Source organism: Paenibacillus sp. MDV22-iso6 (genome assembly GCF_058408365.1).
Window position 1 is genome coordinate 101,051 of the sequence record NZ_JBZVDZ010000004.1, and the last position, 21,684, is coordinate 122,734.

Here is a 21,684-nt window from a genome sequence, read left to right on the forward strand (position 1 = left end):
TCACATCCGCCTTTCCAACGGGCGCAGCTGCGCCACCATCTGATGTAAAGCCTGCTCCAGCAGTGCCACATCTTCTTCTGTATGTTCATCTCCAAGACTAATACGCAATCCACCAGCAGCACAAGCATTATCCCTGCCCATGGCAAGCAATACCCTGCTGGGTTCAGCCGATCGCGAAGAGCAGGCAGATTGTGTAGAAACAGTTACTCCAAGTTGTTCAAGGGTATGCAGCGCCACTTCTGCCTTCATTCCAGGATAGGAAAAATGAACAATGTGCGGCGCACCCTCCTTACGACTATTTAACACAAGTCCGGGAATAGTATCTATGACCTCCATGATACGATCTCGCAAAATCGTTGTACGCTGTGCAAAGTCAGCCTGACGTTCCGCAGCGAGACGCATCGCCTTCGCCATACCCACAAGCAAAGGTACATTTTCAGTACCCGCTCTTAGTCCCTGCTCTTGGGAACCCCCTGACAGTAAAGGCGTTAGCTCGACTCCACTTCGTACGTAGAGAAGACCAGCTCCTTTGGGACCACGAATCTTGTGAGCAGACAAGCTGTAAAGATCCGCGCCCCATGCCGCAGGTTTAGCTTCCATCTTGCCAAAACCCTGCACACCATCTACATGAAAAAGCACCTTTGGTGCTTCCTTTTTCAGTCGTACACCGATTTCAGCAATTGGATGTATCGCTCCTGTTTCATTGTTCACATGCATCAGACTCACAAGCACCGTATCCGATCTTATGGCATCCACTACCTGCTGGGCGCTAACCAAACCATCGGAATCGACGGGAAGCCAAGTGACCTCCCATCCCCACTGCTGTAGCTGCACAAAACTCTCGTAAACTGAAGCATGTTCCGTTGCAGTTGTAATGATGTGTTTGCCCCGAGACTGATACTGTAATGCCGCCCCTTTAATGGCAAGATTGTTGCTCTCAGTTGCGCCTGAGGTAAATACGATTTCTTCCGGTTTCACATCAATTGCGGCGGCACAACCAGATCGCGCTCGGCGCAACAATTGATGGGCTCGCTCACCATATCCATGTATCGATGACGGATTCCCATATTGCGCCTCCATAATCTCGGCCATTGTACGAACGACATCCGGATGAGGAGGCGTCGTTGCTGCATAATCAAAATATTTCAAATGAGGTTCCCCTCCTTGTCTCTTCGTTGTGGAATCTACAGTGAGCATTGTAACACGATCCCCGCTCAACACAAAAAGACCAAACAGGAACTAAGCACATTTAAGACTGCTGTTCCCGCGTTTGATCTCTTCCTGGGCGTGCTGTTGTGTTGCCATTTCTTTGGTCTATACCATTTATACCGAATATTTCGACTGTGCTTTCTCCACTTTGGAGATATAAGCCTGTGTTTCCGAAGGGAGGCGGTTAAGTACACTCATTAGTTCAGCGTCACTCGATACACCCAGACTCGAAACCCGTCCCGGTCCGGCATTATAAGCAGCAAGTGCCATCTTCACCTCGCCACCAAAACGCTGGAGCTGGAGAGAAAGGTATTTGGTTCCACCATCTATATTTTGAGCGGGATCGTAAGCGTTGCTTACTCCCAACCCTGCTGCCGTCCCATCCATCAACTGCATCAGTCCTTTGGCACCTGCGGAAGACACTACATTCGGATTGAAACCGGATTCTGTATCAATAACCGCCTTGATCAAAGATTCAGGCACCCCATATTTGGCGCTCGCTGAGGCAATCAAAGATTCAAAATCTGTAGGTACAGATGCACCCGAATCGACTGCTCCAGTATTTAACAGGGAAGATAAAGAAACCTCATTACTGTTCGAGTAAGAAACAGAACTTGCATCCGGGTTATACATGCTGCCCAGTTGCAGCCACAACAGACCGTCACTGGATCGTTTGGAGATCGCAGCAGAATTCACTTCTTCGCCTACGGTACTAGTATTGTTCAAAGTATTTGAATTCGTCCCAAGCAGCCCGTCCATCATACTGGCAAAATCCACTGTTGAAGCGGAGTTTCCATCCGATGCATTTGTTTCGTTGAGACTATTGGACAATTGCAGTTCCAGCAACTGCCGCGACGCGCGCGGATCAATCTGCATGAGTTATATTCACTCCCGTATAATGTAAACGTAGATTATGACTTTATTCTACATTATTTTACAGGCAGGTTCCATTGTTTTCAAAAAAATAGACCGATTTTACAACTTCATTGCGTATATGCGAAAAAACCTTCTGCTATCACCCCTTAAGTAAGGTGGAAGCAGAAGGCTGAAAATAACCAACTCATATCCAGTTCGGTTATCATTTTTTGTACTGATGATCAGATCATGTTTTTGCTTTATTAACGGGCGAATGGAATCATGAAGAAATAGCTAAGTGTTGCCAATGCGCCAAGTCCAATGGACCACGCACCCGCCGTTTTCCGGCCATTCACGTAAGCATAGTAACCAAGTACCGCTGCAGCTGGACCAAGGACAATGGACCACATAAATAAGGATGCGATACCAAAGGCCAGACCCATATATCCGGAGATTCGGCCAGTAGATTTCATGACACCGTCGTCATCTTCACGCTTCACAGGGGTATGATCGGTTCTTTCCGTAGGTTCTGTTCGAATAGAACCTGTTGGGGGCGCTACCTCTGCACCATACTCTTCCCTGTGGCTACGTCTTGGATAGTCTACACGCTGACGCTGCTTTTCATCTAACGGAGTCGTTTTTGGACGTTGCAACGGGTGATCATCTCTACGGTCATTATTCAATGCAAAGCACCTCCATATAAATGGGAATGACTGCTCATTTCGGTTTGAATGTGTGACAGCAAGTTGCAGATGAAGTACGGGCATGATCATGATGATCAGAATCAAAGGTCTCTCCGGCAAATTCCTCATGTAAGCGACGGGTGGCATGTTGGTCAATGTCAATCATGATGGCATCAGCCTGGCAGAAATTGTTTTCTCCCCAAAAGTGGCAGTTAGCAACACTGCATTTGACGATCGGCTTCTCTTGGCTCATTTTTATCACCTCGACATCTATTGTCTCCGCACCGTAAATCGGCTATTCTCCAACGAAATGCCAGATGATGACATGCTCCTTTATACGCGATGCCAGTTGAAAGAACACGCAAAAAAAACCGCCACAAGGGCGGTTTTGTCCAATTCGCATATAAGTTAAAAAATGTATTTACGCGTGATTGCGTTGATTTTGCATCCGACGCTGCGTGAGGTAGTCACTTTCATAAAAGGCCAGATCATCACGCAATTCTTCGTACGTTTTCGATATCTCAAGAATGACATCACGTACTGCACGAATCGGCTTATCACGGAATCGGATCGCATCCTGACCAGTGTAAGCATATCTTCCATCTTCGGAGTAACATTCATTTTTAGGATAAAAAAAGCTGTTTATGCTTTGATGGTATGTGTTATAGAGAGCCTTTTCGGCAAAATCGACATCAAAATTGGCACGACGCAGCACAACGCCAAGTTTTTCGTAAGAAACTTCAGAAAAAACGAGCAAATGACGGAGATCCGAAAGAAATCCTTTGTAGAAGGCTGATGACTCCTCCGTCTGATTCTGATCTAGTTCAGGCAAGGCATTTTCATTCAAAAATTTTTCGATCCGATCGATAGCCGGTTTTAACTTTTCCCTAGTTGACTCACATGTTTTCTGTACATTGGCTGCTGACATAAAGGTAGCTCCCCCTTAAATAAGTCCTTACATATAGATCGGCCAACGAGAGGTTCTCCCCTGACCTTGAATTCTCAGGTACTATCCTACCATAAAAAGATGACGAGCGGTATCCCTTAATCAGGCTTTCCCTTTCTGTCCCTGAACATGCCCATTACACACAGCTCACCTGATGTTCACCTGCATAAAAATAACCGCTTTTCCTAACGATAGATATATCCAGTGACAACGATGAAATCAGAGCACTGTAAGATGATTGTCAAAATAAACGAGGAGGTTCCATCCCCTATGTCCAGACCGAAATGGGTTAACTGGGCCATTGCCGCGGGTGCGGGCGCACTTGCCTTGACGCTTTTGCTTCCGACGTCCAATCGCCCTGTTCCTGCTCCAAGTGCCATGCCCGATTCTCCACACGAAGAGCATGCGAGCAAACAACGTCTTAAAGTTCAGGATGTAAAATCAACCGATCTGCTGACCCGTGCGGATGCCAAACAACATCTTAACATCATGCTTGAGAAGACCTCCAAAATGAACGATGTGCAAATAAGTCAATACGTTAAAGAGCTACAACAAACACATGATCATATACGGTCTATTGATGTAATGAATACCAAGGGATCTCGCAGCCGGCACTTTGACAAAACAGCAGCAAAAGGAAGCAAGATGGAACAGCAAAAGCTGGAACATTCTCTCGCCCTAGCCAAAAAAGCTGTGAGCAAACGTCAAAGCTTCGAATCTTCTTCCTTTCCTCTCGGCAAGGAAAAGTTTTTTGTTATGGCGCAACCTTCCAAGGATGGAGAACGTGCCGTCATCGCTCTGTTTAGCCAAAATGTACTGAATGCCGTGGAACAGCATCAGCGCAAAAATTTGCGCATGATCCCTTATCCGCGTGAAGGTAAATTCAAAATCGAGTCTGTGCACCCCGACACCCTTAAAGAAATCACTGTAAAAACAGGACATGATAATGCCAATGCCAGCCATTTTTACGAAAATGAAATCGTCATCCGTTTTCGTCAGGATCCAGGTGAACGGGATATGCGCATCATTAAATCTGACCTGCGGATGCAATCGGCACGCAAGCTGGGATACACGTATGTTTTTCGGTCGGAGAATATGAATTATCAACAATTACATGCTTATTTCGAACGTAAATGGAATCCGCTGTACATGGAACCCCACTACATGTATTTAACCAATGAAACCGTACCTGAACAAAAAGATGTAACCGTGCCCAATGATATTTTGTTCTCCGACTACCAATGGAACCTGCCCGCCATTGAGACTAACCGTGGCTGGAATATTACGAAGGGCAACAAGGATGTTATCGTTGCCGTGGTAGACACCGGCGTCGATCTGACTCATCCTGATTTGAAGGGCAAGCTGCTGAAAGGTTATAACGTTGTCGATCCAGCGAGCAAACCACTTGATGACGTAGGACATGGTACACATGTAGCAGGCATCATCGGCGCTGTTGTGAATAACAACGAAGGTGTAGCAGGCATGAGCTGGTATAACAAGGTACTACCTGTTAAAGTGCTCGACAATTCGGGGTCAGGCACAACCTATGCTGTGGCAGAAGGCATCATTTGGGCCGCTGATCATGGAGCCAAGGTCATTAACATGAGTCTGGGTAACTACGCCGATGCCCAATTTCTTCATGATGCTATCAAATACGCTTTTGATCGCGACATCGTATTAATTGCAGCGACCGGTAACGATAATACGGAGCGTCCGGGATACCCTGCCGCTTATCCAGAAGTATTTGCGGTATCCGCTACGGATGCCGACATGAACAAAGCTTCCTATTCCAACTACGGGGATTACGTCGATGTGACGGCTCCAGGCTCCAGCATTGCAAGTACGTATCCGAACAACCAATATGCAGCCTTGTCCGGAACGTCGATGGCAAGCCCCCATGTAGCGGCACTTGCAGGCTTGATTCGCTCACTCAATCCTGATCTGACCAACACAGAAGTCATGGATCTCATGCGTCAAAGCGTCATAGATCTCGGAGACCCAGGTCATGACAAGTATTTCGGTTATGGTCAAATCGATGTGTTTAAAGCATTGGAGGCGGCCTCTGGTAACAGTGCCCCACTTCAATTCTGGCCACAACATGTGAGACAGCAAATGGATAATACAATGAAAAAGTACATCAAACAATAACCGTACACTGGATATAAAAAAACAAAAGCAGCTGCGCCCCGGGGCGTATGCTGCTCTTTGGTATGTTTACCTATTTCCCCGGGGCACCCGCTGCGACTAGCGCTTGCGAGAAGTTGTGCGGGATTTGCTTGATTTTTTCACGGATTTTTTCTTACCGTTGTGGCTTGAAACATAACAAGGATCTTCTTCTTTGACCACGACAGGATACATGTGATGATGGATCGGCACACAGTGATGTTTTTTGATGACTTCGATCGGGTGAATTACGGGTACGATTTGTGGGATGTAATAATCTTCAACAACCTGGATTGGATCACAAACAATCGGACAAAGCGGTGGACAGAAATGGTTCATTTCAAACCAACTCCCTTTCAAGTGATACTATAACGTATTGCACTAGGTCCAATGTGGATTGGATGTATGTCCGTGTTCCAAAAATTAAATAAGCGGGAGCCTGTCCGCTTTAGCCCCACCCTGTTGAGGGGTAATGTTCTTAATAACCCTGCATAATACCCGTAGACCTTCACATAACAGCTCCTGATTCGTAACCGTGAAGCAGATCCTCAGAGTCGCCGTATCCGTTTCCCCTACATAACAGGCAGAGCCAGGTAAAAAGGAAACACCTGCGGCAAGCGACTGGCGGTGCAGTTCACGCATATCCAAACCATCAGGCAATTGCAGCCACAAGTTTAGTCCACCATCAGGCAAAGTCCAGTACATCCCGGGAGAACCATGTTCCTCCAGTACCGTTGATGCGGCAAGAAGCCGGGAATATAACTCATCCCTCAATCGCGCTGTATACGCACTGTATTGATGCTGTATGAACGATTGCAAGGCCTTTTGTGTAAGTAGCGGACTCCCGAGATCCGCAGTGGATTTGGCTGCAACAAGTCGGGTGAGCACACTTCCGTCTGCAACCGCACACGCCACACGGCAGCCTGGAGACAGTACTTTGCTGAAGCTTTTGATATATATCACATGCCCCGTCCCATCCATGGATTTAATGGAAGCAGGGGGAGGATCACGGAAATACAGATCGGCGAACGGATCATCCTCCAGGATGAGACAATGATAACTTTGAGCAAGATTAAGCAGTTGCGCACGCCGTTTGGCACTCATCGTAATGCCTGTAGGATTGTGAAACGTAGGAATGGTATATATCAACTTGGGCGGGTATGTATCACATAACCGGGTTAACAGATCTATACGCATACCTTCATCATCCATCGGCACCGTAATAATCTTTGCTCCTCTGCTTGTAAACACATCTATTGCTCCGGTATAGCTTGGTGCTTCCATGTATACGACGTCACCAGGACCAACAAATGTACGCGCGACGAGATCGATTCCCTGCTGAGTACCGCTCGTAATCAGCATCCGTTCGGGCATTACCCGCAAACCTCTTTCCGCAAAATGCCCGGAAAACGTCTGACGCAGTTCGCGATCTCCCTGAAAAGACCCATAGGCAGCCATGCGCTCTGGATGATCCGAGGAAAGCCGGTACGCACTATCGATAATCTCTCGCGTTGGCAACAATTCAGGCTGAATTGCCGACATATGCAGCTCATATCTAACTTGTGGAGATGCATCAAAATGTCTCCAGAGCTGAGCTCGGGGCAAATAATCCACAAGGGCCATCTGCCAGTTCCAAGGTGTGCTGGATTCATTTTTTGCATGAGTGCGGTGAGTCCTCTCCATATCCTCCGTTATCTCCAGCTCATGCTCCCCCCGTACATAACAACCCTTCCCCTGGGAACACGTAATTAGCTGTATGGCTTCAAGCTCGGCATAGGCTTTGGACACAGTGACCAGGCTGACGCCCAGATCATTCGTCATTTTACGAACCGACGGCAGACGGGTTCCAGGCTCGATTAGTCCAGACCTTATTCGGTCAGCAAGTGTAAGGGCAATCTGAACATACAATTTGGTGCTGCTTCCCCGTTTCAATTCAATATGCACACATGCACCCTCCCAACTGTTATGATCAGCATTTTACTGTTATACTGCAGTCCGTCTATTATAGTTTATAATATCAGTATAACAGTGAATAACAGGAGATGAGAATAATATGAATATCCCTTGGTCCAAAATGGCACAAAATACCCCGTCCTCTGTCGTTCGCGACATGTTACAGGCTGCACAGGCGCCTGGAATGATTTCTCTAGCCGGCGGTTTACCTGCCCAGTCATCATTCCCGCTTGAAGCCATCCGTGACGCATACGAAAAGGTATTCATGGGTGGTTCAGCGGCTCTTCAATATGCAGAGACGGAAGGATTCCGACCACTACGTGCCAAAATTGCAGAACGTCTTGAATCCAAGGGCATTCCCGCTTCACCTGATCATATGCTTCTGACTACAGGTTCCCAGCAATCCATTGACCTGGTGTGCCGAATCTTGCTCGATCCAGGCGACAGCGTGCTAGTTGAATCACCAACCTATCTGGCTGCCCTTCAAGTCATTCATTCCTATCAGGCTGAGGCGCACGGTGTTGCCTGTGATGATGACGGAATGTTGCCTGAATCACTGGAGGAACAGCTGCAATTGCATCGTCCAAAGCTCGTTTACATTAACCCTACGTTCTCCAACCCGTCAGGTAAAGTATGGAGTCGCGCCAGACGTCAGCAAGCCGTAGACCTGTGCCGGAAATATGGGGTACTGATCCTGGAAGACGATCCTTATGGTGAAATCCGCTTTAAACCGGAACAACTGGATGCCCCTGCACTGGCGAAACTGGATGCGGAATCCTATGAGGGTCCATCCAATGTCATCTACACCAGCACATTCTCCAAAACAGTTGCTCCTGGCCTCCGCACTGGCTGGATACTGGCTGCTCCGGATGTTATCCAAATAGCTGCCCGCGCCAAACAGGGGGCAGATTTGCATTCCAGCAGCATCGACCAAAGAGCACTTCATGCACTACTGGAATCTTTCGATCTGGACGGCCATATTCGCAATATTTCACAGGATTATGAACAACGGATGAAAAAAATGACCACTCTCATGGCTGCAAAATCGTGGGAAGGTATCTCTTGGAACTCACCGCAAGGCGGAATGTTCCTGTGGCTGCAATTGCCTGAGGGCATGCTGGCCAGCAATCTGTTTACCTATGGAATTCAGGAAAAAGTATGTATTGTACCAGGGGATTCATTCTATGCGGGTACACCGGAACTGAACCGTATGCGGATCAACTTTACTCATACGGATCCAGATCTGCTTCCCGAGGCTGTAGAGCGTATGGATCGTGCCATTCAACGCTGGCATGCATCATTACAGTCAGACATTGTAGTTACACTGTAACGAACTGTCATCCACTGTATCATTAGGAACAATTTCTCATTCCAACGAATAACACAAAAATAAGGCGTCAGACCCGAGAAAGCTCGAAGTCTGACGCCTTATTTATATGACCTGCAAGTGCAGGAATTCTTTTGAAGTTTAATCGCATCCTTCTGATCAGTCAGGCACATCAGGTACAATCGTTCTGTTTGCCCGTGACTGATAGTGGACTGCACTTGTTACTGTTTGTGTTGTAGTTAGGAAAGCTTACCGTAAGCCGGGTTCTGTGCTCTTCGTGGTTCAGACGGGAACTACCCTCCCACCACAAGCGACAATCATCTATCTAGGCCATACATTGCTGCACAGCTCAAGCGACCAACCTAGACACACCTCGGGCTAAGGCTGCCTTCTCCGAAGAGTCGACTGTGTCCCATTAGGTCTTGCTCCAGATGGGGTTTACCAGGAACGAAGTCACCAGCGTTCCTCGGGGTCTCTTACACCTCGGTTCCATCCTTGCCTGTGCCGGAAAATCCGGCCATCGGCGGTCCATTTCTGTGGCACTATCCTTCAACTCGCGCTGACTGGACGTTATCCAGCATCCTGCCCTGTGGAGCCCGGACTTTCCTCTCGTGGCAACGAAGGCCACCAGCGATTGTCTGTCAAGCTTTCCGAACAACATTACATAGTATACAGGCATTTTAGTTTACAAACAAGCTTAATCTTACAGGAAGCATTGAACCCGAGTGCTTTTAGATAAATTGGAATACTTCCGTATTTACCTCCGATGCAGTCACTTGCGTGTCATAACGTTTGTCTTCCAAACGTGAGCGCAGCCAATCCGCAGTTTTCGGTTTCATGATTTTCTCGGCATTATGCCCGGCGTCGATGATACACATACCCGCCATCAGCGCATCGTGAGCCGTATGATAATCAATGTCTCCAGTTACGATGACATCGGCACCTTTGAACCGCGCAGGAAGAGTATAACGGCTACCTGAGCCGCCAAGCACTGCTGCTTTTTTGATCTGCCGATTGAGATCACCTACTACCCGAACGTATGGCACATCCAGTTGGGCCTTAACGACCTCCACCAGCTCACCGAGTGTCTTTGGTTGTTTGAGTGGCCCCAAGCGCCCTAGACCCAGCGTACGGCCTTTTAAATCCATTGCATACAGGTCATAGGCCACTTCCTCATACGGATGCGCCTTAAGCATTGCTTGTACAACCTTGCTGCGCAGACTCTGCGGTACAATGGTCTCAATCCGCATTTCCTCTACACGCTCCATCTGCCCCTCTGTACCGATGAAAGGTTGTGTCCCCTCTCCCGGTACAAAAGTACCTGTGCCCTCCGTATTGAAGCTGCACTTGTTGTACTGCCCAATACTGCCAGCACCCGCTTCGAGAACCGCCTGGAGTACCTGCTCATGATGGGTACGGGGTACAAATACAGCCAGTTTGAACAAATGATCTGTATGTACATCCTCAAGTGATTCCTTGCTCTCAATACCAATGGCCTCGGCCATCCAGTCATTCATGCCGCCTTCAGCCACATCCAGATTGGTATGACTAATGTACACCGCAATATCATGCTTGATTAGCTTCTCATACAGTTTCCCCATGGGTGTATCGGTATTCAATGACTTGACCGGACGGAAAATGATGGCATGGTGCGCAATAATCAGATTGGCTCCAATCCGAATGGCCTCGTCTACAACTTCGTTCGTAACATCAAGTGCGATAAGAACGTGCGTAATTTCCTTTTGCAAACTGCCAAGCTGAAGACCAATCCGATCGTCCGGCACAGCCAGATGTTTGGGAGCAAGCTGCTCCATCAATTGAATTACAGTTTGACCTTTGGCAAACATGAGAGTACCTCCTTCAAGTTCACAATAAGACGCTCCACCTCAGCCGCCTTGTCCCGAGAAGACTCCTGATCAGATTTGGAGATGGACTGCGCGACACTTTGCAGCTTGACGATTTCGCTCTCCCATTTGGCAAAAAACACATCCGTTGGACGGTCTGTTAAATAAGGCCCCATGCGCAGCAGCAAATCTGATGTCAATTCCACTCCGCCTTCAAGCGGACGTGAGCGATACACTTCCTCATTGGCGATCGGACTGAGTTCTTGCGGCATTGCTGTAATAATCTCGTACACTTTGCCATCTTCCTCAAGCAGCTGTTCTGCAACGACCACCCAGTGATGCTCCAACAACCAACGTCTGAGAATATCCTCACCAACATTAGGCTGCAAAATAAGAAGCTTGACCTCATCCAGTTTGGAGAGGCCACGGTCCAGAATGGAGGCAATGAGTGCTCCTCCCATACCGGCAATGGTGATAACGTCCACTTCTCCTGCAGAGATGACATCCAAGCCATCTCCACGACGTACTGTAATTCGTTCCTTCAGGCCTGCATCGCTGACTTGCTTGCGTGCAGCTTCATAAGGGCCTGGGTTGACTTCTCCGGCTACTGCACCTGCTGCTTTCCCGCTGCGTACTGCCGCAACTGGAAGCAAAGCGTGGTCTGAGCCAATGTCAGCCAAGCGGCTGCCTTCGGGAATTTGATCATGTATCCGCTGTAATCGATTCGAAAGTTTCATGAAGCACCTACACCATTCATTTAATTTATTGATTTGCATTGAACAACGAAAAGCGATAAAATGAAATCCAATAAAACATTTCAAGGATGAATTACCAAAACCAAGAAATTTAGATGTTCAATTTAAAAATAAAGGAGACCCCGCCGCCGCTAAAGCGTCTTGCGGAAAGTCTCCCATAGTGATGTTATTCGAGGAAATCTTTAAGCCGTTTACTGCGGCTAGGGTGACGCAATTTGCGAAGAGCTTTGGCTTCAATTTGACGAATACGCTCACGCGTAACACCAAATACCTTGCCCACTTCTTCCAGCGTTCTTGTACGTCCATCGTCCAGACCAAAACGCAGACGAAGCACGTTCTCTTCACGCTCAGTCAATGTATCCAGGACATCTTCGAGCTGTTCTTTTAGCAACTCATAAGCAGCAGCATCCGCCGGAGCCAATGCTTCCTGATCCTCGATGAAATCACCCAGATGGGAATCATCTTCCTCACCAATCGGTGTTTCCAGGGAAACCGGTTCCTGAGCAATCTTCGTAATCTCACGAACTTTTTCCACACTCAGATCCATCTCGGCAGCGATTTCTTCCGGTGTCGGTTCACGCCCAAGTTCCTGCAACAGCTGACGGGATACCCGGATCAGCTTATTAATCGTCTCCACCATGTGCACAGGAATACGAATCGTACGTGCTTGGTCCGCAATCGCACGGGTGATCGCTTGGCGAATCCACCATGTCGCATACGTACTGAATTTATAACCCTTTTTGTGGTCGAATTTCTCAACCGCTTTGATCAGACCCATGTTACCTTCCTGAATCAGATCCAGGAACAACATGCCACGTCCAACATAACGCTTGGCGATACTTACCACGAGACGAAGGTTAGCTTCAGCCAAACGACGTTTCGCTTCTTCATCCCCGTTTTCAATCCGTTTGGCCAACTGCACTTCGTCATCCGCAGACAACAAAGGTACACGACCGATTTCTTTGAGATACATCCGAACAGGGTCGTTGATTTTGATTCCTGGTGGAAGGCTCAGATCATCATCAAAGTGGAATTCATCGTCTCCCTCTCTGGTGTTGTTCTCGGAATCTTCACTAGGGCGAAGGGTTACCTCTTCATCATTTTCGTTCACGACATCAATACCCAGGTCACTCAGTTGTTCATAGAACTCATCCATCTGCTCTGCGTCTTGCTCAAACGGGGAGAGTTTTTCTATAATTTCCTTGTAGTTCAACGAAGCTCTTTTCTTACCTGATTCAATCAATTGATCTTTAACCTGATCCAGCGTCAATTCTGTTTCTAGTTCAGTATGCTGATCATTCGCCATAACTCGACTCCCTCCTCCCTAGAAACATCCAACATTCAGATGTTCACTGTCTCTCTAGGGCAATCATTTCAAGTACAATTTGTGCCGCGCGTACAGAATCACCTGCCCGCTCTGCAGCAATCATTTCTTCTTTTTTCAGATCGTACTCTTTCTTACGCGGATACTTCAGCACTTCCCTGATGCAATCGTCAAGTGCTTGAATACTCCATTCACCTGGACCATCCATCATTGAGATTGAACTGACCGTCTTTTCCAGTCGGTCGTCATGAAGTGAAGACATAAAACGGCTTGTATCCGACGGTTTGCCTTGCGCATAATAGGCATATAGATAAGCAGCAATAGCTGCATGATCATCCAAGTTAAAAGCTTCACCAAGATGCTCATTCACGTAATGGGCAGCCTCATCATCCTGAAGCATCCAGGCGAGAAGTTTGCGTTCAGCAGCGTGATAAGCCGGCAACAGATTGGGTGTAGGCACCTGCCTATTTTGTTGCCTACCATTATTCCACCTTTTCGGGTTATTATCCCCATACTGGAGGTTATTTTTCATGGCCTCCCGTTCTTCATTACACTCCTGCTTCAGTGTTTCATAAGATACGTCCACTTCCGCAGCCAGTTCCCGAAGATATACTTCCCGTTCTGTAGGAGAAGACAATGGAGCAATAAGTTTCACCGCTTCCTTGGAATAAGCGATTTGTCCGCCGCCTTCTAGCAGTATATGGTTTTTTTTAAGGTTTATAAGCTTAAATTTTGTAGTCGTTACGGCGCCATCCACAATTTGGTTTCGGAACCGCTCGCCACCATGCTTTCGGATAAAATCATCCGGGTCGAGTCCATCCGGAATCAGAGCAATTTTGACCTGTAACCCAGCTTCCTCGAGTATAGGGAAGTTTTTGAGCGCCGCAGCCTGTCCAGCTCGATCACCGTCATAACATACAATGACTTCATCACACATGCCTTTAAGCATCAATGCCTGATTCTCAGTGAGCGCGGTACCCATTGCCGCTACACCATTCTGGATATCCTGATCCCAGGCGGAGATAACATCCCCATACCCTTCGAACAATATGGCCTGCCTTTGTTTGCGAATTGCATTTTTGGCATGATGCAGATTGTAGAGAACACGGCTTTTGTTAAATAACCGGGTTTCCGGTGAATTTAGGTACTTCGGTTGCCCGTCTCCCAAAATGCGACCTGCAAATGCAATCGGCTTTCCGCTCCTGCCGTTAATCGGAAACATCACCCTGTCTCGGAAACGGTCCACATAACCCTGACCTTCGTTTCGCTGTGACAGTAAACCACCCTTTTCCATCTCTTCAAGCGGAAATTCGCGCTTTTCCAGAAATTGTACCAAGGTATCCCAGCGATTAGGCGCATAGCCAATCTGGAATTGGTCAATGAGTTTGTCGCTAAACCCACGTGAGCGTAAATATTCCATAGCCACTTTACCGTGCTCTGTATTTTTCAATAAGAAATGATACAGCTTCGCGGTAAGCTCATATGCTTCCAATAAACGTTCGGTTTCTGGATTAACATGAGCCGATTCACGCCCCTGCCAGTCCCCCATTGAAATGTGGCTTTCTTCTGCCATCGTCTTGACGGCCTCGGGAAAGGATAACCCTTCGATTTCCATCCTAAATTTGATGGCATTTCCACCCGTGCCGCAACCGTAGCAATAGAAAATTTGTTTCTCAGGCGTAACTGTAAACGAAGGCGTCTTCTCAGAATGAAAAGGACAGAGGCCTTTCATATATTTCCCCTGTTTGGTCAGATGTACAAATCGGCTCACCGTATCGACGATATCATGCTGCTGTAACACCGATTCAATAATGCTTTCGGGTATACCGCCTTGTCCGGTACTCATCTTGGTCCACCTTCATCTCTTTAACACGTAAATATTATTCGATAAACTTACACATTCTCCTGCAAATCTTTCAAAAGTTTTGTCAGTTTATGTTGAAAAATTTCCCGATCCTGCTCTGTGAAAGGCTTTGGGCCTTTTCCATAATGTCCTCTTTTTCGTGCTTTGGCGGCAGTATGACGGGAATCCAGCATGAAATCAATGTCACGATCATTAAATTCACGACCACGAAATGATAAAACATAACAACGTTTGCCAAGTGCGAGCGCCGCCAGTCCATAATCCTGTGTAATGACCACATCGTATGGCTTGATGTGATTGGCAATGTAAAGGTCTGCACTCTGATCACTTCGATCTACCTGAACGGTGCGCACTCCTTCTCCGCCCTGAAGAAAATGATCAAATGAAGAAACCATCAATACAGGAACTTTGAATTGGAGAGCTGTTTCTGCGATCTCAGCCTTGACCGGGCAAGCATCACCATCCACAACAATGTGGCGTACATTCAACTCACTCAAAGCCAGACCACCCGGTTTCATAAAATAGCTGCATATTGTAATATACGACCCCAGCCAGTCAAAATCCTTCTGACCGGTCTATGGAAATCAAAGGCTAAAATACGGAACGGCTGTAAATATAAATTTTTCACAATCCGTTCCGTATATTTATACCCTCATATATCCTTCTTTAATACTGAATTTATGCTTTGCCGCAGATCTGTCCACTCAGAGCAGAAAAGGACCCGACTACCAGACCAATTTGGAGAAATCAGCAAAAGCTTTCAGATCACGGTCAATGGCTGCAAGCAATGCCAGACGATTCGCACGCACAGCCTCGTCTTCAGCCATAACCATAACCGAATCGAAGAATACGGTGATAGCTTCCTTCCAAGCTGATGCAATCGCGAGCGCTTCAGCAGCAGCATGCTGAGACAATACCTGACGATATTCCTCATTGGTTTTGCTCCATGCTGCATGCAGCTGGCGCTCTCCTTCTTCTGTGAAGAGTTCTGCATGTACCGAAGCATTGGATGCTTTGGCAGCCAGATTACCGACACGGTTGAAGGATTCGACGGTTGTTTTGAAGGCATCTCCCGTTTGGACAGCTGCCATGAGTGCCTCACCTTTTGGAACTACCGCGCTGATATCATCAAATCCGGAAGAAATCACTGCGTCAACAACATCATAACGGACCGTTTCCGACAACAGTTTTTTCACACGAAGACCGAAGAAGTCCTGCAAATCTTTACGCACCTCTTCATCCGCACGTTTCAACAGGTTCATCTGAGCATGCACTTGAAGAGCAACGCCGAATACATCGGACATTGTCAGCGGAAGATTGTGATCCAGCAAAATTTGTACGATCCCTGCTGCCTGACGGCGCAGCGCGTAAGGATCTTGAGATCCTGTAGGAATAATATTGATCGAGAAACAACCTACAATTGTATCCATTTTATCCGCAGCACTTACAATAGCACCAACAAGCGAAGCAGGAGAATGATCTCCAGCGAATCGTGGCTGATAGTGCTCAAATACCGCTTTGGCCACTTCTTCTTTTTCACCAGCTTTACGGGCATAATCCTCACCCATCACACCTTGCAGTTCAGGGAATTCTCCCACCATAAGTGTAACAAGGTCGAATTTGCAGATATCCGCAGAACGATTCACCGCTTCGGCTACATCGGCTGGTACTTGCAGCTTGCTAGCCAGACCATCCGCAATTTTGCGAATACGGCGAACTTTATCTCCAACCGTTCCCAGCTCTTCCTGGAAGACGATACTTTCCAGTTTCGACAATGCATCCTTAATCTCCAGCTTCTGGTCTTCCTCGTAGAAGAACTTGGCATCAGACAGACGTGCACGAAGTACCTTTTCGTTTCCTTTTGCAATGACATCCAGTGAATCGCTACCGCCGTTACGAACCGTAACGAAGTATGGCAGCAATTGTCCATCATTATCAAGCACCGGGAAATAACGTTGATGCTCACGCATCGAAGTAATCAGTACCTCTTGTGGAATATTCAAAAATGAAGATTCGAATGTTCCGAACAGCACTGTTGGTGTCTCAACCAGGAACAGGACCTCTTCCAGCAAATCTTCCTTGATCGCAATATCCCATTTCTTCTCGGCAGCCAGTGCCTGGATCTGGGATACAATCATGTGCTCACGTTCTTTGATATCCGCAATGACATGCTCGGAACGAAGCACTTCCACATACGAAGCGGGATCCGAAATGATCGCCTCTTTTCCGAGGAAACGATGTCCACGTGTTACATTGCCAGACTTTACGCCTGCAACTTCCAATTCAATAACATCGCTGCCCAGCAGAGCAACAATCCAGCGAATCGGACGCACAAATTTGAAATCATACGAAGCCCAACGCATGAATTTCGGGAACGTCATGGCATGCAGTATAGCCAGCAAACCCTGACCAATTACAGATGAGGTTTCAACGCCTTTACTGCTCTTGGTCGCGTAGATATATTCCACGCCGCTCAGTTCCTTGAATGTAAACTGATCCGGTTCAACTCCCTGACTACGGGCAAATCCGAGTGCAGCTTTACTCCAGTTACCACTGTCGTCGAGTGCTATTTTACGGGAAGGTCCTTTAACTTCTTCCTCCACGTCTTCCTGTTTCTCGGCAACATCTTTGATCAAAACAGCCAATCGGCGCGGTGTGGCATAGGCATTCACTTCACCGTAAGAAATGCGGGATGCATCCAGCCATTTCACGACACGATCCTGCAGCTGTTCAATTGCTGCTCGCATGAAGCGTGCAGGCACTTCTTCCAGACCAATTTCAAATAACAGATCCTTAGACATGCTCAGCTCCCCCTTTCTTGATCAGCGGGAAGCCGAGCTTCTCACGCTCTTCCACATATGTTGCAGCCACTTGACGAGCCAGATTACGGACACGGGTAATGTACCCAGTACGCTCCGTTACACTGATTGCTCCGCGCGCATCCAACAGGTTGAACGTATGGGAACATTTCAACACATAGTCATATGCCGGGAAAACCAAATTCTGTGCCATAGCCTTGTTCGCTTCCTCTTCATGCATGTTGAAGAGCGTAAACAACATTTTGACATCAGATACTTCAAACGTATATTTGGAGTGTTCGAATTCAGGCTGACGGAACACATCACCATATGTAATTCCGTCTACCCATTCCAACTCAAACACATTTTCTTTTTCCTGAATGTATGAAGCAAGACGCTCCATACCATACGTAATTTCAACTGCTACCGGATTCGTCTCGATTCCACCGACTTGTTGGAAATACGTAAATTGGGTGATTTCCATACCGTCCAGCCAGACTTCCCAGCCAAGACCAGCACAGCCGAGGGAAGGGTTCTCCCAGTTGTCTTCAACAAACCGAATATCATGTTTGAGCGGATCAATACCCAACTGTTTCAGACTTTCCAGGTAAATCTCCTGAATATTGTCTGGCGAAGGCTTGATAATAACCTGGAATTGATGATGCTGATAGAGACGGTTTGGATTTTCTCCATAACGACCATCCGAAGGACGGCGGGACGGCTCTACATAAGCTACTTTCCAAGGCTCGGGTCCAAGCGAACGCAAAAAGGTCATCGGGTTCATCGTACCTGCCCCTTTTTCCGTATCATATGGTTGAACAATAATACAGTTGTGCGCGGCCCAGAATTGTTGCAGCGTGAGAATCATCTGCTGAAAATTCATAATCATGCTCCTTTTCGATGGTTTGTGATGAACAAGCCTAGAACGGTACAGACAATAAAAAGCCCTCGTCCTACGCCTGTTATACAGACATAGGGACGAGAGCTATTCCCGCGGTTCCACCCTACTTGGCTTAGATATAAACAGAGATCCTGTTCATTCAAGCCCACTTTTCCGTGTCATTCATGCTCCCGAGTGCCGTTTCACAGACCGATTCAACCCGGCTCCCACCATCCCCGGCTCGCTCACACAAGATTAGTAAGGTCAACCGACCTCTTCTGCTCCTGAATGTATAAATCAAGTCTCCTACTTTCTCGTTCAATGCATGTCTCCAAAAGAGAAATTATAGTTCATAATATATAAAAATAAGTACGAAGTCAAGATATATTACTTATTTCACATCAAGACGACTCAAATCCCGTACTTTTCCATTTGATCAAGAAAAGAACGGGATTTTAGATTCAAGCCAAGTTGATGATCCATAAAGGCCCGCATGATCTTTTTGATCTCATCCCGGGTGCCTTCGCTAACAGATATATTACCAAGCCTTTGCAGATCCAGCTGTGCAAACAGACGCAAGAGTTTCAACGCCTTCGGACTCACGGACATCGCCGGAGGATCAAAGTGTTTGCAAGCACGGCATAGAACGCCTCCAAGCCTTGGACTAACAAATAATTGCTCATCCGGACGCTCGTGACCACAAGAAATGCAATCATCAAGCTGAGGTCCGTACCCGGCTGCCTGTAATATTTTCATTTCATACAGGCTTGTGATGACGACCGGATCTTTCTCTTCCTTCAACGCCTGAAGACAGGCTTTCAACTGTTTGAACCAGAACGTACCTGTCTCTTCATCCTGCAACACACGATCCAACAGTTCACAAGCATAAGATGCATAGGAGGCCTTAATCAGATCTTCACGCAGCTCATGATAAGATTCGATGATCTCACCTGCGTTTAGTGTTCCCAGACCGGTGTTACGAAAATATACATATTGACCATACGTAAATGGCTGCACCAGTGCAGCATGTCGGCTTTTGGGTTTTTTGGCACCGCGGACGAGTACCCCTACTTTCCCGCCGCTTTCGGTGCAAAGCGTAATGATTTTGTTTCCCTCGCCGTAGTCCATGCTGCGGATGACAATCCCTTCCACCCTGTATAGCATGCCTCGTCACCTAACCATTCCCGAATTAGCCAATTAACATTCGGCTTCTTCATCTTCAATCACTTCCCTTGCAGGTTCCGACTCCTGTCCCACTGAGCTACATGCCTCGGCATACAACAGATAGGATTCCACATCCCCCGTCATCGCAAAAACCTTCCACGAAAAATCTCGCATCGGAATTTCATCCTCTCTTCGGAAATGACGTCTGCTTCTACCAGATAGGATGGAGTCTTGCAAGGTAAACTATGTGTTGCAATTACTGGATACAATTCCGACGATTAGTCGCGGCCAAAGCCAAGGTCACGCAGAACTCGATCCTGATTTCTCCAGTCTTTTTTCACTTTAACCCACAGATCCATGAAGATTTTGGAACCTAACAGGTTTTGAATATCATGGCGGGCACGTTTCCCCACTTCTTTAAGCAAGGCACCCTGTTTACCGATAATGATCCCTTTTTGCGAATCACGCTCCACAAAAATGACGGCAGAAATATAAACGACGCCGTTGTCCTGTACTTTCATATCCTCAATCGTGACCGCAATGGAGTGCGGCACTTCTTCACGCGTCATTTGCAAAATTTTCTCCCGAATCAACTCAGCACAAACGAACTGCTCCGGATGGTCTGTAACCTGGTCATCTGGATAGTACTGCGGACCTTCCGGCAAATACTTGCCGAGCTGCTCAAGCAAGGTACTTACGTTGCTGCCGAGCATGGCAGAAACAGGTACGATTTCAGCGAAATCATGCAGCTTGCGATATTCCTCAATCAGCGGAAGCAATGCTTCCGGCTCAATTTTATCAATTTTGTTCATGACAAGAATGACAGGCGTCCGTACATTTTTCAATTGTTCTGCAATATAACGGTCACCACCGCCCATGCCTTCCGAGGCATCGATCAGGAACAGAGCAGCTTCGACTTCTCCGAGCGTATTCAAAGCGGTCTGGTTCATGTAATCGCCCAGCTTGGATTGACGTTTGTGAATCCCTGGCGTATCCAGGAAAACGATTTGTTGGTGTTCCGATGTATAAACACCATGAATCTTATTACGAGTCGTTTGTGGCTTGTCCGACATAATCGCAATTTTCTGTCCAATGACTTGGTTCATCAGTGTGGATTTACCTACATTGGGACGTCCAATAATGGCTACAAAGCCGGATTTGAATGCTTGTTTTTTCATATGTTCCTCCTCAGGCGCCTAGGCCTGGAATATATTGGTTTTTACTTTTTAGCAGAGTTCAGATCAGATGGTCCAAAAGCCCATGGCAATAGCTCGGCAACTGTAGTCTCCTGCAGATCACCTTTCATGTTACCCAGAATAACTTTCATATCCGGTTCACACAGTTCATACATCACTTGACGACATACGCCGCATGGAGCAATCGGGCCGTCTGTATCTCCTACAATGGCAATGGCTTTGAAACTGCGTGGTTGCTTACCTCCTGCAATCGCACTGAACATGGCTGTACGCTCAGCACAGTTGCCTGGCGTATAAGCAGCATTCTCAATATTACAACCATGATGCACATGTCCCTCACTGTCAAGCAAAGCTGCACCTACACCAAAATGAGAATAAGGCGTATACGCTTTCGTACGTGCCTTAATTGCTTCTTGCATCAACAAATCATTATCCATAATTAATCTCTCCCTTAGGGTGTATATAAAGTTGCACTCAATGAGTTAAGTTCAACTTAAAAATATTTGCACTGGCCTCTCCGCTGTCAGAACAACCTTACGATCGCTGTTATCCCCGGATTTTATTGATTCCCTTTTCCAAAGTGAAAATCCGGTGATAAAGGCGAACGCTTCGCTTCTACAGGTTATTTCTAACCTCTCCGTTATTGTGCAAACCAGAAGTTCAACTTAAAAATGAGTCCAACTTTATAATTTGTGTGTAATATTAAAATCAAAACAAAAACAA

Annotated in this window: 20 protein-coding genes and 1 other RNA gene; 2 read left to right on the forward strand and 19 right to left on the reverse strand. The window is 47.0% G+C overall.

The annotated features are described in order from the left end of the window. The 5 genes from AC4PM4_RS12520 to AC4PM4_RS12540 form a co-directional block, all read right to left on the reverse strand. Entirely contained in the window at positions 1-1,149 is a 1,149-nt protein-coding gene (locus AC4PM4_RS12520; protein WP_063567012.1) for a cysteine desulfurase family protein, read from the reverse strand. Between the two features lie 174 nt (positions 1,150-1,323). Beyond that, positions 1,324-2,085, reverse strand: coding sequence for a lytic transglycosylase domain-containing protein (locus tag AC4PM4_RS12525; RefSeq protein ID WP_491613717.1), 762 nt, complete (start codon positions 2,083-2,085; stop codon positions 1,324-1,326). Positions 2,086-2,327: 242 nt separating this feature from the next. Further along, positions 2,328-2,747 carry a hypothetical protein gene (locus AC4PM4_RS12530; RefSeq protein ID WP_491613718.1) on the reverse strand — a complete coding sequence of 140 codons (420 nt, stop codon included), beginning with the start codon at positions 2,745-2,747 and terminating at the stop codon, positions 2,328-2,330. Positions 2,748-2,781: 34 nt separating this feature from the next. Continuing rightward, positions 2,782-3,000, reverse strand: a complete 219-nt coding sequence (locus AC4PM4_RS12535) for a DUF1540 domain-containing protein (RefSeq protein WP_064636410.1) — start codon at positions 2,998-3,000, stop codon at positions 2,782-2,784. Positions 3,001-3,168: 168 nt separating this feature from the next. After that, on the reverse strand, positions 3,169-3,675 hold the full coding sequence (locus AC4PM4_RS12540; protein ID WP_063567014.1) for a YpuI family protein: 507 nt from the start codon (positions 3,673-3,675) through the stop codon (positions 3,169-3,171). A gap of 288 nt (positions 3,676-3,963) precedes the next feature. On the opposite strand from AC4PM4_RS12540, the gene AC4PM4_RS12545 reads away from it, so the two are divergent. Continuing rightward, the gene (locus tag AC4PM4_RS12545; protein ID WP_491613719.1) at positions 3,964-5,841 is read left to right on the forward strand and encodes a S8 family peptidase; all 1,878 of its coding nucleotides are present in this window, start codon (positions 3,964-3,966) and stop codon (positions 5,839-5,841) included. A gap of 96 nt (positions 5,842-5,937) precedes the next feature. Here the strand turns inward: AC4PM4_RS12545 and AC4PM4_RS12550 are convergent, their stop codons facing one another. Both AC4PM4_RS12550 and pdxR read right to left on the reverse strand, forming a co-directional pair. Beyond that, on the reverse strand, positions 5,938-6,195 hold the full coding sequence (locus AC4PM4_RS12550) for a hypothetical protein (protein ID WP_064636406.1): 258 nt from the start codon (positions 6,193-6,195) through the stop codon (positions 5,938-5,940). A gap of 84 nt (positions 6,196-6,279) precedes the next feature. Beyond that, entirely contained in the window at positions 6,280-7,800 is a 1,521-nt protein-coding gene (gene pdxR / locus AC4PM4_RS12555; protein WP_491613720.1) for a MocR-like pyridoxine biosynthesis transcription factor PdxR, read from the reverse strand. Positions 7,801-7,909: 109 nt separating this feature from the next. Between pdxR and AC4PM4_RS12560 the strand changes: the two genes are divergently transcribed. Beyond that, on the forward strand, positions 7,910-9,139 hold the full coding sequence (locus AC4PM4_RS12560; RefSeq protein WP_491613721.1) for an aminotransferase-like domain-containing protein: 1,230 nt from the start codon (positions 7,910-7,912) through the stop codon (positions 9,137-9,139). A gap of 237 nt (positions 9,140-9,376) precedes the next feature. Here AC4PM4_RS12560 and rnpB read toward each other — a convergent pair. The 12 genes from rnpB to AC4PM4_RS12620 all read right to left on the reverse strand — a co-directional run bounded on the left by rnpB (position 9,377) and on the right by AC4PM4_RS12620 (position 21,398). Continuing rightward, positions 9,377-9,786: RNase P RNA component class A (rnpB, locus tag AC4PM4_RS12565), an RNA gene on the reverse strand. An 81-nt stretch (positions 9,787-9,867) separates the two neighbouring features. Beyond that, on the reverse strand, positions 9,868-10,983 hold the full coding sequence (locus AC4PM4_RS12570; protein ID WP_072734500.1) for a Nif3-like dinuclear metal center hexameric protein: 1,116 nt from the start codon (positions 10,981-10,983) through the stop codon (positions 9,868-9,870). Next, positions 10,959-11,717, reverse strand: coding sequence for a tRNA (adenine(22)-N(1))-methyltransferase (locus tag AC4PM4_RS12575; RefSeq protein WP_063567019.1), 759 nt, complete (start codon positions 11,715-11,717; stop codon positions 10,959-10,961). The genes AC4PM4_RS12570 and AC4PM4_RS12575 overlap by 25 nt, the downstream gene beginning before the upstream one ends. 184 nt (positions 11,718-11,901) lie before the next feature. Further along, positions 11,902-13,041 carry an RNA polymerase sigma factor RpoD gene (gene rpoD / locus AC4PM4_RS12580; protein WP_053781258.1) on the reverse strand — a complete coding sequence of 380 codons (1,140 nt, stop codon included), beginning with the start codon at positions 13,039-13,041 and terminating at the stop codon, positions 11,902-11,904. A 43-nt stretch (positions 13,042-13,084) separates the two neighbouring features. Further along, positions 13,085-14,905, reverse strand: a complete 1,821-nt coding sequence (gene dnaG / locus AC4PM4_RS12585) for a DNA primase (RefSeq protein WP_488731710.1) — start codon at positions 14,903-14,905, stop codon at positions 13,085-13,087. A 47-nt stretch (positions 14,906-14,952) separates the two neighbouring features. Then, on the reverse strand, positions 14,953-15,441 hold the full coding sequence (locus tag AC4PM4_RS12590) for a YaiI/YqxD family protein (protein WP_063567021.1): 489 nt from the start codon (positions 15,439-15,441) through the stop codon (positions 14,953-14,955). Between the two features lie 207 nt (positions 15,442-15,648). Then, on the reverse strand, positions 15,649-17,724 hold the full coding sequence (gene glyS, locus AC4PM4_RS12595) for a glycine--tRNA ligase subunit beta (protein ID WP_491613722.1): 2,076 nt from the start codon (positions 17,722-17,724) through the stop codon (positions 15,649-15,651). After that, positions 17,717-18,604 (reverse strand): glycine--tRNA ligase subunit alpha, encoded by an 888-nt coding sequence (gene glyQ / locus AC4PM4_RS12600; protein ID WP_063567023.1) that lies wholly within the window; start codon positions 18,602-18,604, stop codon positions 17,717-17,719. Before glyQ ends, glyS begins: the two co-directional genes overlap by 8 nt. A gap of 408 nt (positions 18,605-19,012) precedes the next feature. Further along, entirely contained in the window at positions 19,013-19,765 is a 753-nt protein-coding gene (gene recO, locus AC4PM4_RS12605; RefSeq protein ID WP_063567024.1) for a DNA repair protein RecO, read from the reverse strand. A 33-nt stretch (positions 19,766-19,798) separates the two neighbouring features. Then, positions 19,799-19,939: a YqzL family protein gene (locus AC4PM4_RS12610; protein WP_491613723.1), complete on the reverse strand. Its 141-nt coding sequence runs from the start codon at positions 19,937-19,939 to the stop codon at positions 19,799-19,801. Between the two features lie 104 nt (positions 19,940-20,043). Continuing rightward, on the reverse strand, positions 20,044-20,943 hold the full coding sequence (gene era, locus AC4PM4_RS12615) for a GTPase Era (protein ID WP_063567025.1): 900 nt from the start codon (positions 20,941-20,943) through the stop codon (positions 20,044-20,046). 41 nt (positions 20,944-20,984) lie between these two features. Further along, on the reverse strand, positions 20,985-21,398 hold the full coding sequence (locus AC4PM4_RS12620; protein WP_063567026.1) for a cytidine deaminase: 414 nt from the start codon (positions 21,396-21,398) through the stop codon (positions 20,985-20,987). Positions 21,399-21,684: the final 286 nt, after the last annotated feature.